The following is a 13,049-nucleotide window of genomic DNA, read 5'->3' as shown; positions in this document are numbered from 1 at the left end:
TTGACCACGTGTCGCAATCCCCGTACCGTCACGCTCCGTAGCGATAGCTGGGAGAACCCCGAGCAGCACTGGGAGTGTCCGAATGCCCTCTGAATACGCCAAGTCGCTGGGCGCCCGCCTGCGCTCCATCCGCCAGCAGCAGGGCCTGTCCCTGCAGGGGGTGGAGGAGAAGTCGAACGGGCGGTGGAAGGCCGTCGTGGTCGGCTCGTACGAGCGCGGCGACCGCGCCGTCACCGTGTCCCGCCTGGCGGAACTGGCCGACTTCTACCGCGTTCCCGTCTCCGAGCTGCTGCCCGACGGCAGCGGGGTGCGGCACGAGCCCACCAGCAAGATCGTGCTGGACCTGGAGCGGCTCTACGACGAGGCCTCCGAGGACCTCGCGTACGTCGCCCGGTACGCCCGCGCCATCCAGCAGCAGCGCGGTGACTACAACGGCCGGGTGCTCTCCATCCGCGCCGACGACCTGCGTGCCCTCGCCATCGTGTACGACGCCTCACCGTCGGGCCTGATCGAGCGGCTCACCGAGCACGGTGTGCTGGTCGCCGACCCGCGCGCGTTCTTCGCCTCCTGACGACGCCCGCTGTCACGAAGGGCCCGTGCCGTCCGGCACGGGCCCTTCGTCGTTCCTGCCCACGGCTCAGCGGGTGGCGTACTCGGCGATCCGGCCGAGGATGCCGTTGAGGAAGCGGGGCGAGTCGTCGGTCGACATCTGCCGGGCCAGCTCGACGGCCTCGCTGATCGCCACCGCGTCGTCGATCTCATCGACGTAGAGCAACTCGTACACGGCGATCCGGGCCAGGTTGCGGTCGACCACCGGCATCCGGTCCAGCGTCCACCCCTCGGCGTAGCTGGCGATCGTCTCGTCGATCCGGTCGAGGTGCGCCGCGACGCCCTCGACCAGCCCGACCGCGTAGCCGACGTGGTCGGGGCGGGGCTGCTCGATCCGCTCCAGATAGCCGGCGAGCACCTCGACCGGGGGGCGGTCCCGCAGGTCGGCCTCGAAGAGCACGTCAAGCGCCCGCTTACGCGCCTTGCGACGCGCCGGCATCTGCTGCTTCGGACCCTCGGCCATCAGGCTCGGCCGAGGTAACGGCCGTCGCGGGTGTCGACCTTGATCTTCTCGCCGGTGGTGATGAACAGCGGCACCTGCACGGTGGCGCCGGTCTCGACGGTGGCCGGCTTGTTGCCGCCGGTGGACCGGTCACCCTGCAACCCCGGCTCGGTGTAGGTGACCTCGAGCACCACCGAGGTCGGCAGCTCGATGTAGAGCGGCACGCCCTCGTGCGTGGCGACGGTCGCCTCGGCCTCCGGGAGGAGGTAGTTGGCGGCCTCGCCGACGGTGCCACCCATCACGGTGATCTGGTCGAACGTCTCCAGATCCATGAAGACGTAGTCCTCGCCGTCGGCGTACAGGTATTGCATGGTGCGCTTGTCCACGGTCGCGGTCTCGACCTTGGTGCCCGCGTTGAAGGTCTTGTCGACCACCTTGCCGGACAGCACGTTCTTCAGCGTGGTGCGCACGAAGGCACCACCCTTACCGGGCTTGACGTGCTGGAACTCGACGACGGCCCACAGCTCGCCGTCCAGGTTGAGTACCAGGCCGTTCTTCAGGTCGTTGGTGGAGGCCATTTCCTGCCTTGATCATCAATTGGCGGACAGACCTGCCAAGTCTACTAGCTGTGTCGAATCGGACTCGCACGCTGCGCCAGATGGTGCAGCGCCAGCCGGTAGCCGTCCACCCCGAGCCCGCAGATCACCCCGGTGGCCACCGCCGAGACCACCGAGTGGTGCCGGAACTCCTCCCGGGCGTGGATGTTGGAGATGTGCACCTCGACGAGCGGGCCGCGGAGCAGGGCGCAGGCGTCCCGGACCGCGATCGAGTAGTGCGACCAGGCGGCCGGGTTGAGCACCACCGCCGCCTCCTCGTCCGCCGCCGCGTGCAGCCAGCCCAGCAACTCGTGCTCGGCGTCGGTCTGCCGGACCACCACGTCCAGCCCCAGCTCACGCCCGGTCCGCTCGCACATGGCCGCCAGGTCGGCGTAGCTGGTCACCCCGTAGACGTCGACCTGGCGGGTGCCGAGCCGGCCCAGGTTCGGCCCGTTGAACACGTACACCCTCACGAGCTGATCTCCCGGTACGCCTCGGCCAGCAGCTCGTCCGGCGGGCCCTCCAGCATCGCCGGCCGGGCGAGTCCGTCCAGCACCACGAACCGCAGCCGGCTCCCCCGCGCCTTCTTGTCCACCCGCATCGCCGCGAGCAGCTCCGGCCAGGCGTCCGCCCGGTAGCCGTTGGGCAGGTCCAGCGCGGCCAGCACACGCCGGTGCCGCCGGGCGTCGTCGGCGTCGAGCCGGCCGGCCAGCCGGGCCAGGGTCGCGGCGTACACCAGCCCGACCGCGACCGCGTGGCCGTGCCGCCAGCGGTAGCCCTCCACCTTCTCGATCGCGTGGGCGAGCGTGTGCCCGTAGTTGAGCACCTCGCGTACCCCGGACTCGCGCAGGTCCCCGCCGACCACGTCCGCCTTCACGCGGACCGCCCGCTCCACCAGCTCGCGGACCACCGGGCCGGTCGGGTCCAGCGCGGCGGCCGGGTCCCGCTCGACCAGGTCGAGGATCACCGGGTCGGCGATGAAGCCGCACTTGACCACCTCGGCCATCCCGGCGGCCAGCTCGGCCGGAGGCAGGCCGTCGAGCGTCGCCAGGTCGCAGAGCACGCCGGCCGGCGGATGGAACGCGCCGACCAGGTTCTTGCCGGCGGTCGTGTTGATGCCGGTCTTGCCGCCGACGGCGGCGTCCACCATGCCGAGCAGCGAGGTCGCCACCGGCACCCACCGCACCCCGCGCAGCCAGGTGGCCGCGACGAAACCGGCCAGGTCGGTGACCGCGCCGCCGCCCACCCCCACGACCGCGTCGGTACGGGTGAAGCCCGCCGCGCCCAGGCGGTCCCAGGCGGCGGCGGCCACGTCGACGTGCTTGCCCGCCTCCGCGTCCGGCACCTCCACCAGCAGCGGCGTCACGCCGTCGGCGCGGGCCCGCTCGGCGAGCCGCTCGGTGAGGGCCTTGAGCGGCGCCGCGTGCAGGTAGGCCACCCGCTCGGCGCCGGGCAGCAGCGCGTGCGGCGGGTCGAGCAGGTCACGTCCGACAAGCACGTCGTACGGCCGTTCGCCGCCGACCGGGATCCGGGTCACCTCGTCCATCGCCGGCAGCCTAGTGCAGCGCCCGGCCGCATGCGGCGACTGTCCACTCCGTGATCGGCGCGGCCGGTGGTGCTCGGCGCGTTCCACCGCCGGTCAGGGCTTGAGCAGCGCGGCGATCTCGGCGGCCAACTCCTCCGGGTCACGGCCGTCGGTGACCACGGTCGCGGTCGCCACCTCGGCGTAGAGCGGGCGACGCTGGTCCAGCAGGTGTTTGAGGGTGGCGCGCGGGTTCAACGCCAGCAACGGCCGGCCGGCGCCCAACCCGACCCGCCGGATCGCGTCGGGCAACTCCACCGACAGGTGCACCACGGTGTGGCCGATCAGCGCGGCCCGGTTCTCCTCGGCCAGCACCGCGCCGCCGCCGAGCGCCAGCACCCCGCCGTGCGAGGCCAGCGCCGCCGCCACCGCGGCCCGTTCCAGCGTACGGAAATGGTCCTCGCCCTCGTCGACGAAGATCTCCGGGATGGGCTTGCCGGCGAGGCGCTCGATGTCGGTGTCGGTGTCCCGGAAGTCGACGCCGAGCGCCTCGGCGAGCGCCGCGCCCACCGTGGTCTTGCCCGAGCCAGGCGCCCCGACCAGCACGACCACCGGCCGGGTGCTCACTTGATCACCAGGCGGTCGAGGTAACCGGCCAGGTTGCGGCGCATCTCGGCGATCGAGTCGCCGCCGAACTTCTCCACCGCCGCCTCGGCCAACACCAGCGCGACCATCGCCTCGGCGACCACGGCCGCCGCCGGCACCGCGCACACGTCGGAGCGTTGGTTGATCGCGGTGGTCGGCTCCCCGGTGGTCACGTCGATCGTCGCGAGGGCACGGTTCAGCGACGAGATCGGCTTCATCGCCGCCTTGACCCGCAGCGGCTCGCCGGTGGTGATGCCGCCCTCCAGGCCGCCGGCCCGGTCGGTGACCCGGCGGACGCCGGTGGCGGTGGGGATGATCTCGTCGTGCGCCTCGGAGCCGCGGGAGCGCGCCTGCTGCCAGCCGTCACCGATCTCGACGCCCTTGATCGCCTGGATCGACATCACCGCGGTCGCGAGGCGGGCGTCGAGCTTGCGGTCCCACTGCACGTGGCTGCCCAGGCCCGGCGGCACGCCGTACGCGAGCACCTCGACCACTCCGCCGAGCGTGTCGGCGTCCTTCTTCGCGGCGTCGACCTCGGCGACCATCCGCGCGCTCGCCTCGGCGTCGAGGCAGCGCAGCGGGTCGGCGTCGATGCGGGCCGCGTCCTCCGGGGTGGGCCGCAGGCCCGGCTTCACCGCCACCGGCCCCAGCTCCACCACGTGGGAGACGATCTCGACGCCGAGCGCCTGCTTGACCAACGCCTTGGCGACCGTGCCCACGGCGACCCGGGCGGCGGTCTCCCGGGCACTGGCCCGCTCCAGGATCGGCCGGGCGTCGGTGTGCCCGTACTTCTGCATGCCGGCCAGGTCGGCGTGGCCCGGGCGGGGGCGGGTCAGCGGGGCGTTGCGCGCCTGACGGGCCAGTTCGTCCGCGTCGACCGGGTCGGCGGCCATCACGGTGCGCCACTTCGGCCACTCGGAGTTGCCCACCCGGATCGCCACCGGGCTGCCGAGCGTCACCCCGTGCCGCAGCCCGCCGATGATCTCGATCTCGTCCTGCTCGAACGCCATCCGGGCGCCCCGCCCGTAGCCGAGCCGGCGGCGGGCCAGCTCGCCGCCGATGTCGGCGCTTGTCACCTCGACGCCGGCGGGTACGCCCTCCAGCATCGCGACGAGGGCGGGTCCGTGCGATTCACCTGCAGTCAGCCAGCGCAACACAGCGGACAGTCTGTCACGCCTCCGACCCGGCCCGGCACGCTGCCGCCGGTGTCCCGCCCTGCGGACACGCGCGTTCGCCCACCGGCCGGCCGCCGCCACTCGCGAGGTGTTAAGCGGGGGCCCCGCCTCTACCAAATGCGTTAAGCGGGGGCCCCGCCTTACCCTCCAGCGCGGCACGCATCGCGGCGCGTGGGGCGGGGGCGCCGGTGAACTGCTCGAACTGGCCGTACGCCTGGGCCAGCAGCAGGTCCAGCCCGGAGACCACCCGGCACCCGGCGGCCAGCGCCGCCGCCGCGAGCGGTGTGGGCCACGGGTCGTAGACCACGTCGAAGAAGACGGACTCCGGCCGCCAGTCGAAGTTGTCGGCGAGCGGGTCGGCGACGCCCTTCGGCACCGTGGAGATCACCAGGTCGGCCCGGGCGTGCGCGGGCGCGCCGTCCCACTCCGCGCCGGCCAGCGGCACGCCGGCGGCAACCGCCACCGGACGCAACTCGTCCACCGCCTCGGGTCGGCGGGCCACCACCGTCACCTCGGCCGCGCCGATCCGGGCCGCCGCCGCGATCGCCGCCCGCGCGGTGCCACCGGCCCCGAGCACGGTGACCACCGCCCCGGCCACGCAGCCGGCACCGCTGAGCACCTCGACCATGCCGGTGACGTCGGTGTTGTCCGCGTACCAGGTGCCGTCGGGTCGGCGTACCAGCGTGTTGGCGGCGCCGACGGCGGCGGCGACCGGCGAGACCTCGTCGGCAAGCGCGAGCGCCGCCTCCTTGCCCGGCATGGTCACCGACAGCCCGGCCCACTCCGGGCCGAGGCCCGCGACCAGGCCGGGCAGTTCGTCCGCGCCGGCCTCGATCTTCGTGTACGACCAGCCGGTCAGCCCGGCCGCCGCGTAGCCGGCGGTGTGGATCGCCGGGGAGAGTGAGTGGGCGATCGGCCGGCCGACCACCGCCGCGCGGTGTGGGGCGGCCATCAGATGATCCCGGCCTCCCTGGCCTTCTGCTCGTTGCGCTGGTGCTCGGCATAGGTCTCGGCGAAGGCCGAGTGGCCCTTCCTGTCAATGGCCACGAAGTAGAGCCACTTGCCGGGCGGGGGATCCATCGCCCCCTCCAGCGCCTGCTTGCCCGGGTTGTTGATCGGTGTGGGCACCAGACCGCGCAGCTTGCGGTTGTAGGGGTTCTTCGGGTCGTCCAGCTCGGAGGCGGTCATCTCCTTGGACGTCTTGGTCTTCTGCCCGGTCAGCTCCAGGTAGTAGTTGACCGTGACGTCCATCTCCAGGCAGTTGCAGGGGAACTCGCCGTAGACCCGGTTGTAGGCCACCCGGGCGACCTTGCCCAGGTCGTCGGGGTTGCCGGCTTCGGCCTGGGCCAGGGACGCGACGATCAGCGCCTCGTACGGGGTGACCCCGCCACGCTCCGCCTGCACCCGGTCGGCGAACTTCATCTCGCCGGTGACGGAAAGGAAGTTGTCCACCATCAGCTTGAGCACCGTCTCGGCGGTGGCCTTCGGCGGGATCTCGTAGGTGTCCGGGAAGAGGAAGCCTTCGATCGACGGCTTGATCTTCTTGCCGTCGGAGCGCTTGAACCACCAGTCCGGCACGCCCAGCGCCTCCGGGTCCTTCGCGGCGGTCTCGAACTCCTTGACCGGGATGTCGGTCTTTTCGGAGAGCAGCTTGTAGATGTTCTTCGCGGTGCGCCCCTCCGGGATGGTGAGCCCGTTGACGACCTTGTTCTTCAGGTCGAGCATGGCCACGACCGCCGCCTCACCGCTCATCTGCTTGCGCAGCTTGTAGGTGCCCGGCTGGATGTTCTTGCTGCGCGAGTTCTCCTCGGCGGCCTCGATGAACGCCTTGGTGCTCTTCACCACATCGGCGGCCACAAGCGTGTCGGCCATGTCGGCGATCAGCGCGTTCTGCTTGATCTGGACCGTCACCTCGCCGGTGCCGGAACCGTCGTAGTCGGGGGTGACCAGGTAGTTCTGGATGCGGTCGAAGCCGTAGTAGGCCCCGCCACCGATGCCACCGAGCAGCACGAGCGCGAGGGCGAGCGCGAGGAGGGTCTTGCCCCTGCCGCCGCCTGACTTGCCCTGCCGGCGGAGCACCGCGCCGCGCCGGTGCCGGCCCTTCTCACCCCTCTCCTGTTCGTCGAACCCCAGGTCAAGGTCGTCGATCATGCGTTCGCCTCCGCTGTGCGTCCAGCCAGCTCTGCAGAATCTCCACCGCGGCGGCCTGGTCGACCACCGCTCGTTGGCGCTTTCCCCGGACGCCCCGTTCCGCCAGCCTACGACTCGCGAGGACGGTAGACATCCTCTCGTCCGTCAGCGTCACCGGAATCGGCCCCATCACATCCGCCAAACGGGTGGCGTAGGCGGAGACGTTCGCCGCCGCCGGGCCGTGTTTCCCGGCGAGGTTCACCGGCAGCCCGACGACGATACCCACCGCCTCGTGCTCGGCGGCCAGCCGGACCAGCTCGGCCATGTCGGCGGGCACCGCGTCCGGCTCGGCGGTCAGGTCGCGGGCCAGGGTGACGAGCGGGGTGGCGAGGATGCCGTGCGGGTCGGACCGGGACACGCCCACCCGAACCTGCCCGACATCCACCCCCAACCGGACACCGTGCACGAACTCAGCCATCTACCGCCACACCTCCCCTGAGTACGGGCCAGGGCGGACCGGGAGGTCCGCCCTGGCATCCAGCGCAGCGCTCATGGGGTGTCGGCGACCGCTTTCTCCACCGTCACCAGCAGGTTCGACGCCTCCGTGGCGGGCAGGCCACCGCCCTGGGCCAGATCGTCGCTGCCGCCGCCCCGCCCGGAGAACGCCGCCTTCACCAGATCCTTCGCGCTCAGGCCCCGCCCCCGGGCGGCCTGATTGACGGCCACCACCAGGGACGCCTTGCCGTTGGACCGGGCGGCCACCGCGACCACCGCCGGGCGGGCCGCGTCGATCCGGCCGCGGATTTCCTGGGCCAGGGTCCGCACGTCGTTCGCCGCCGCGCCCTCGGGCGCCTCGGTGCCCACGTACGCGACCCCGCGCACGTCCTTCGCCTGCGCCGCGAGCGCGCCGGCCCCACCGAGCACGAGCTGGGCGCGGAGCTTCTCCAGCTCCTTCTCCGCGTCGCGCAACTGGGTGACGGTCTGCTCCACCCGGTCGGCGACCTGCTCGCCCGGCACCCGGAACATCTCGGCCAGCCGGGAGACAAGCAGGTGCTCGCGAGCCAGGAAGCCGAACGCGTCCATGCCGACGAGCGCCTCGATCCGGCGGACCCCGGAACCGACCGACGCCTCGGAGAGGATCTTGACCAGGCCGAGCTGGGCCGACCGGGCCACGTGGGTGCCGCCGCACAGCTCCCGGGCGTAGTCACCGACCTCGACCACCCGGACCCGCTCGCCGTACTTCTCGCCGAACAACGCCATCGCGCCGATCCGGCGGGCCTCCTCCTGGCTGGTGACGAACGCGTGCACCTCCAGGTCGGCCAGGAGCACCTCGTTCACCTGCTGCTCCACGTCCTGCAGCACGCTCGGCGTCACCCCGGTCGGGGTGTTGAAGTCGAACCGCAGCCGGCCCGGCGCGTTCAGCGAACCCGCCTGGGTCGCCGACTCGCCGAGGAAGTTCCGCATCGTCTGGTGCACCAGGTGCGTCGCGGTGTGCGACCGCGAGATCGCCCGGCGACGGGACACGTCGATCTCCGCGTACCCGGTCTCCCCGGCCCGGACCTCGCCGCGCACCACCCGGGCCCGGTGCACGATCAGGCCGGGCACCGGCTGCTGCACGTCGAAGACCTCGACCTGGCCGCCGCCGACCGTGATCAGGCCCTGGTCCGGTTGCTGGCCGCCGCCCTCGGCGTAGAACGGGGTGGTGTCGAGCACCAGCTCGACCGTGTCACCCTCGGCCGCGGCGGCCACCGACGCGCCGCCGGCCAGCAGCGCCCGCACCCGGGACTCCCGGTTCAGCTCGGTGTAGCCGGTGAACTCGACCGGCCCGCCGCCGTCGAGCACCGACCGGTACGCCGACACGTCGGTGTGCCCGGTCTTGCGGGCCTGCGCGTCGGCCTTGGCCCGGCCGCGCTGGTCGGCCATCAACCGGCGGAAGCCGTCCGCGTCGACCTGGAGGCCCTGCTCGGCCGCGATCTCCAGGGTCAGGTCGATCGGGAAGCCGTACGTGTCGTGCAGCTGGAACGCCTTGTCACCGGAGAGCGCCGGCCGGCCGGCCGATTTCGTCTCCGCGATCGCGGTGTCCAGGATCGTGGTGCCGGCGCGCAGCGTGGCCAGGAACGCGTCCTCCTCCGCGTACGCGTACTGCGAGATCCGGCCGAAGTCCTCGGCCAGCTCCGGGTACGACGGGGCCATGCAGTCCCGCGCCACCGGCAGCAGCTCCGGCAGCGCCGGTTCCTGGTAGCCCAGCAGCCGCACCGACCGGATCGCCCGGCGCATGATCCGCCGCAGCACGTAGCCACGCCCCTCGTTCGACGGGGTCACCCCGTCGCCGATCAACATCAACGCGGTGCGCACGTGGTCGGCGACCACCCGCAGCCGCACGTCGTCCGGGTGCGACTGGTTGGCCGCGTGCCCGGAGTGCGCGCCGTACCGCTTCCCGGTCAGCTCGGCCGCCCGGTCCAGGATCGGCTTGACCTCGTCGATCTCGTAGAGGTTGTCCACGCCCTGCAGCAGGGAGGCCATCCGCTCCAGGCCCATGCCGGTGTCGATGTTCTGCGCCGGCAGGTCGCCGAGGATCGGGAAGTCCTCCTTCCCGGTGCCCGGCCCGCGCTCGTACTGCATGAAGACGAGGTTCCAGAACTCCAGGTAGCGGTCCTCGTCGACCTCCGGACCGCCCTCGCGGCCGTACTCCGGGCCCCGGTCGTAGTACAGCTCCGAACACGGCCCGCACGGCCCGGGAATGCCCATCGACCAGAAGTTGTCCGCCTTGCCCCGACGCACGATCCGCTCCGCCGGCACACCCGTGGCACGCCAGATGTCGTACGCCTCGTCGTCGTCCAGGTAGACCGTCGCCCAGATCCGCTCCGGGTCCAGCCCGAAGCCACCCGCCTCGACCGACTTCGTGGCCAGGTCCCAGGCCAGCGGAATCGCCCCGGACTTGAAGTAGTCACCGAAGGAGAAGTTGCCGTTCATCTGGAAGAACGTGCCGTGCCGACTGGTCTTGCCGACCTCGTCGATGTCCGGCGTCCGCAGGCACTTCTGCACGCTCGCCGCCCGCTGGTACGGCGGCGTCTGCTGGCCCAGGAAGTAGGGCACGAACTGCACCATGCCCGCGTTGATGAACAGCAGGTTCGGGTCACTGATGGCGGGCAGCGGAGCGGACGGCACCACGGCGTGCCCGTTCGCCTCGAAGTGGGCGAGGAACCGCCGCTTGATCTCCGCCGTCTTCATCGCTGGTGCTCCTCCGGGAAAATCTCTCGGTCACCGATCCGCGGGTCCTCCCGCAGTTCGGCGAACTCGTCGTCGTACGCCTCGCCGCGGGCGAAGGCCTCGTGGATCTCCTGCTCACGCTCGGCCATCCCGACCCGGACGTCGTCCACGAAGGCACGCACCGACTCGACCAGCCCACCGGCGGACTCGGACAACCCGCTGGCGATGCCCGCCGGGGTGTACGCCTGCGCCGTCCGGGTGGCCTTGCGCACCACCAGGACGCCCACGGCCAGGCCGATGCCCAGCCAGAACAACCGCCTCATGCTCTCATCCTCCCGCGTACGCCGGTCGGGGTCAGCGGTTGCCGCGCTTGGCGGCCCGACGCTGCTGCTTGATGGTGTCGCGCACCTCACGCTCGGTCTCGGCGTGCCGGCGGGCGGAGGCGGCCTTGCGCACGCCGTACCCGAACGCGGCCACCTTCACCAGCGGGTTCGCGGCGGCGGCGGAGACCACGGTCGCCAGGTTCGCCACGTTCGCGGTGACGTTCTGCGCGTGGCTGGTCATGGTGTCCACCTTGGCGAGCTGGAGGTTCACCCCGTCCAGCGAGGTCTGCACCTGCTCCAGCGCGGTGTTGACGTTCTTCACCGTGGTGTTCACGTCACCGAGCAGCGGCCCGGTGCGGTCGTTCAGGTCACCGATCATGCGGGTCGTCGCGTCCACGGTGTGTCGCAGCCGCAGGATCGGCACCGCCAGCACGAGCACCAGCATCAGGAACGCACCGGCCGCGATCAGCGCAGCGATCTCTCCACCACTCACGCGCATGTCCTCCTCAACCATTGTTCCGGGACACGACATCCCGGAACGCGCGACCGTTCCTACCCATTTCGCGCCACGCCGACCCGGTCACCGGGCGCGGGCGGGCGCGCCAGCCCCAGACCCTACCGTCCGTGATGGAAGTCGGCTCACGACGGTGACGGGGTCGGCTCGCCGAGGGGGTCGTCGGTGAGCGTCGGGTAGGGGTCCTCACCGGTGAGTGACGGATCGGTGGTCGGGGTCGGCCCGGTGCGCTCGTCGTCGATCGCGTTACGCACCTTCACCGACACCAACGAGCCGGCGCACGTCCCCGCTGCGGGCTCGGCGGGCACGGACGGCGCCGGCTCCCCGTCCACCGGCGGCGGCGTGCAGGCGGGGTCGCGGACCCACAGGTCGAGCGTCAGCTCGTCCCGACGCCAGCAGGTGTAGCTGCCCTCGACCTTCTCCTCCGGGCAGCGGTCGACCTTCCAGCGTCGCCAGCCGTCCTTGGCCAGCGCCTGCTCGTAGACGGCGACGGTCTTTTTCCACCCCTGCTCGGACTCGACCGCGCGTTCCCGCAGCCGGCAGTCCTGGAGGCACCAGCGGCTGCCGCTGACGTTGTCGACAGTCTTCGTCGCCGCCCAGGACGGCACGTCGAGCGCGTCGAGGGTGTCGAAGACCGGGTCGTGGCTGAGCGTCCGCATCCCGAAGTAGAGCGGCACCGCCCCCAGCAGCACGAGGCTGACCAGGGCGAGGACACCCATCCGCAGTCGACGCCGCTCCCGCATCTGCCGCCGCAGCTCGGAGCGGGCGCCGCGCGCCCCGTCCGCCTCCGGCTCGTCCTCGACCGCTACCGGGCCGGCCGGTCGTGGCGCCGGTCCGTCGCCCGGACCGGGCCGCGCCCCCGCCGGCTCCCCCGGCGGTACGACCGCAGCCGCCCGCGCCACCGCCGGCGCGCCACTGGTCGGCGCTCCGGCAACCGGCGCTCCCGGGGAACCGGGCCGGCCCGGTTCCGCCGTGGGCGGGACGGCCCGCCCGGTCGTCCGCTCGTCCGGCCCGGCCGGACGGGCCACGCCCGCAGCCGCCCGGGCCACCACGGGCGCGGCAGCCGCACCCGGTCCCGGCGCTGCCACCGACCCGGCAGCCGCACGCGGTCCCGGCGCTGCCACCGACCCGGCAGCCGCACGCGGCCCCGGCGCTACCGCCGGCCCGGGTGCGGCAGCGGGTGGGACGGCGCCGTCGGGCCGCGTCGGTCCACGCCCGTCACCGGTGGGCCGTACCGTGGCCGCGCCCTGACCATGTGCGACACGTCCGGCGCCGGGCGGGCGACCGCCGGCGCGCGACGGGTCGTCGGCCGGGCCGTGGCCACCGGGGCCGGCCGACCCACCGACAGGCATGGCACCGCTGCGCTCCGGGTCGCCGTGCGGCCCGAACCCACCCGGGCCCACCGGTGGGACGCCGGCACGAGCCGGACCACCACCGGCACGATCACCACCCACCGGCGGCACACCGGCACGAGCCGGACCACCACCGGCACGGTCACCGCCGACCGGCGGGACGCCTGGGCGGGCCGCGCCTCGGGCGGGGCCGGGCTGGCCGGCTCGGACCGGCGGCACGGCCGGGCCGGGCTGCTCGGGTCGTACCGGTGGCACGGCGGCACCGGCCCTGGCGCCCGGACCACGGTCGGCGCCGCTCGGGCGTCCGGTCGGCTCCTCGGCCGGCGGGCCGGCCGGACGGCGGGCGGCCGGCATGGCGGGATCGGTGTGCGAGGTGCGGCCGGCCTGCCGCAGCCAGTCGGCGGGGCGTTCCGGCCGCTGCGGGCGAGGTTCACCCGCGTCGTCGGCCACCCGGCGCGGGGTCCGGGCCGGGTCGGTGGCGGATTCGGCCGCGCCGGGACCGGCCCCGGAACCACGGGCCGGGGCACGGCG

General features: G+C 72.9%; 15 protein-coding genes. 1 reads left to right on the top strand and 14 read right to left on the bottom strand.

All coding sequences use genetic code 11. The features are described 5' to 3' along the window. Positions 1 to 82 precede the first annotated feature (82 nt). On the top strand, positions 83 to 571 hold the full coding sequence (locus O7613_RS06285; protein WP_013285505.1) for a helix-turn-helix domain-containing protein: 489 nt from the start codon (positions 83 to 85) through the stop codon (positions 569 to 571). A 66-nt stretch (positions 572 to 637) separates the two neighbouring features. Here the strand turns inward: O7613_RS06285 and nusB are convergent, their stop codons facing one another. From nusB to O7613_RS06215, 14 genes are all read right to left on the bottom strand, one after another. After that, complete coding sequence (gene nusB, locus O7613_RS06280; RefSeq protein WP_281590367.1) at positions 638 to 1,048, bottom strand: transcription antitermination factor NusB; 411 nt, start codon at positions 1,046 to 1,048, stop codon at positions 638 to 640. 23 nt (positions 1,049 to 1,071) lie between these two features. Continuing rightward, positions 1,072 to 1,629, bottom strand: coding sequence for an elongation factor P (gene efp, locus O7613_RS06275; RefSeq protein WP_107160036.1), 558 nt, complete (start codon positions 1,627 to 1,629; stop codon positions 1,072 to 1,074). 44 nt (positions 1,630 to 1,673) lie between these two features. After that, a complete protein-coding gene (gene aroQ, locus O7613_RS06270; RefSeq protein ID WP_281583730.1) occupies positions 1,674 to 2,120 on the bottom strand; it encodes a type II 3-dehydroquinate dehydratase in 447 nt (148 codons plus the stop codon). Then, entirely contained in the window at positions 2,117 to 3,193 is a 1,077-nt protein-coding gene (gene aroB, locus O7613_RS06265; protein ID WP_282292699.1) for a 3-dehydroquinate synthase, read from the bottom strand. The genes aroQ and aroB overlap by 4 nt, the downstream gene beginning before the upstream one ends. Before the next feature lie 93 nt (positions 3,194 to 3,286). Next, positions 3,287 to 3,796 carry a shikimate kinase gene (locus O7613_RS06260; RefSeq protein WP_282292697.1) on the bottom strand — a complete coding sequence of 170 codons (510 nt, stop codon included), beginning with the start codon at positions 3,794 to 3,796 and terminating at the stop codon, positions 3,287 to 3,289. Next, positions 3,793 to 4,971: a chorismate synthase gene (aroC, locus tag O7613_RS06255; protein ID WP_282292695.1), complete on the bottom strand. Its 1,179-nt coding sequence runs from the start codon at positions 4,969 to 4,971 to the stop codon at positions 3,793 to 3,795. The genes O7613_RS06260 and aroC overlap by 4 nt, the downstream gene beginning before the upstream one ends. 109 nt (positions 4,972 to 5,080) lie before the next feature. Next, entirely contained in the window at positions 5,081 to 5,941 is an 861-nt protein-coding gene (locus O7613_RS06250) for a shikimate dehydrogenase (protein WP_282292694.1), read from the bottom strand. Then, positions 5,941 to 7,140 carry an endolytic transglycosylase MltG gene (gene mltG / locus O7613_RS06245; RefSeq protein ID WP_282292692.1) on the bottom strand — a complete coding sequence of 400 codons (1,200 nt, stop codon included), beginning with the start codon at positions 7,138 to 7,140 and terminating at the stop codon, positions 5,941 to 5,943. Before mltG ends, O7613_RS06250 begins: the two co-directional genes overlap by 1 nt. Continuing rightward, a complete protein-coding gene (gene ruvX, locus O7613_RS06240) occupies positions 7,124 to 7,597 on the bottom strand; it encodes a Holliday junction resolvase RuvX (RefSeq protein WP_281583736.1) in 474 nt (157 codons plus the stop codon). The genes mltG and ruvX overlap by 17 nt, the downstream gene beginning before the upstream one ends. A gap of 71 nt (positions 7,598 to 7,668) precedes the next feature. Further along, complete coding sequence (gene alaS, locus O7613_RS06235) at positions 7,669 to 10,350, bottom strand: alanine--tRNA ligase (RefSeq protein ID WP_282292691.1); 2,682 nt, start codon at positions 10,348 to 10,350, stop codon at positions 7,669 to 7,671. Continuing rightward, a complete protein-coding gene (locus O7613_RS06230; protein ID WP_091578080.1) occupies positions 10,347 to 10,652 on the bottom strand; it encodes a DUF6167 family protein in 306 nt (101 codons plus the stop codon). Before O7613_RS06230 ends, alaS begins: the two co-directional genes overlap by 4 nt. A gap of 31 nt (positions 10,653 to 10,683) precedes the next feature. Then, positions 10,684 to 11,145 carry a DUF948 domain-containing protein gene (locus O7613_RS06225; RefSeq protein ID WP_181567772.1) on the bottom strand — a complete coding sequence of 154 codons (462 nt, stop codon included), beginning with the start codon at positions 11,143 to 11,145 and terminating at the stop codon, positions 10,684 to 10,686. Between the two features lie 146 nt (positions 11,146 to 11,291). Next, positions 11,292 to 12,194, bottom strand: a complete 903-nt coding sequence (locus O7613_RS06220) for a hypothetical protein (RefSeq protein WP_348651337.1) — start codon at positions 12,192 to 12,194, stop codon at positions 11,292 to 11,294. 125 nt (positions 12,195 to 12,319) lie between these two features. Continuing rightward, a complete protein-coding gene (locus O7613_RS06215; RefSeq protein WP_282292690.1) occupies positions 12,320 to 12,802 on the bottom strand; it encodes a hypothetical protein in 483 nt (160 codons plus the stop codon). Positions 12,803 to 13,049 lie beyond the last annotated feature (247 nt).

The sequence above is a fragment of the Micromonospora sp. WMMD975 genome (assembly GCF_029581215.1).
In the GTDB taxonomy this organism is placed as follows: domain Bacteria; phylum Actinomycetota; class Actinomycetes; order Mycobacteriales; family Micromonosporaceae; genus Micromonospora.
The sequence above is the reverse complement of the archived record's forward strand: the minus strand, read 5'-3'. Positions and strand labels throughout refer to the sequence as shown.

What these genes read in the sequence shown, in the direction of transcription:
- O7613_RS06285 (WP_013285505.1), top strand. Translation starts at nt 83, where the DNA reads ATGCCCTCTGAATACGCCAAGTCGCTGGGCGCCCGCCTGCGCTCCATC.
- nusB (WP_281590367.1), bottom strand. Translation starts at nt 1,048, where the DNA reads ATGCCGGCGCGTCGCAAGGCGCGTAAGCGGGCGCTTGACGTGCTCTTC.
- efp (WP_107160036.1), bottom strand. Translation starts at nt 1,629, where the DNA reads ATGGCCTCCACCAACGACCTGAAGAACGGCCTGGTACTCAACCTGGAC.
- aroB (WP_282292699.1), bottom strand. Translation starts at nt 3,193, where the DNA reads ATGGACGAGGTGACCCGGATCCCGGTCGGCGGCGAACGGCCGTACGAC.
- O7613_RS06250 (WP_282292694.1), bottom strand. Translation starts at nt 5,941, where the DNA reads ATGGCCGCCCCACACCGCGCGGCGGTGGTCGGCCGGCCGATCGCCCAC.
- mltG (WP_282292692.1), bottom strand. Translation starts at nt 7,140, where the DNA reads ATGATCGACGACCTTGACCTGGGGTTCGACGAACAGGAGAGGGGTGAG.
- ruvX (WP_281583736.1), bottom strand. Translation starts at nt 7,597, where the DNA reads ATGGCTGAGTTCGTGCACGGTGTCCGGTTGGGGGTGGATGTCGGGCAG.
- alaS (WP_282292691.1), bottom strand. Translation starts at nt 10,350, where the DNA reads ATGAAGACGGCGGAGATCAAGCGGCGGTTCCTCGCCCACTTCGAGGCG.
- O7613_RS06230 (WP_091578080.1), bottom strand. Translation starts at nt 10,652, where the DNA reads ATGAGGCGGTTGTTCTGGCTGGGCATCGGCCTGGCCGTGGGCGTCCTG.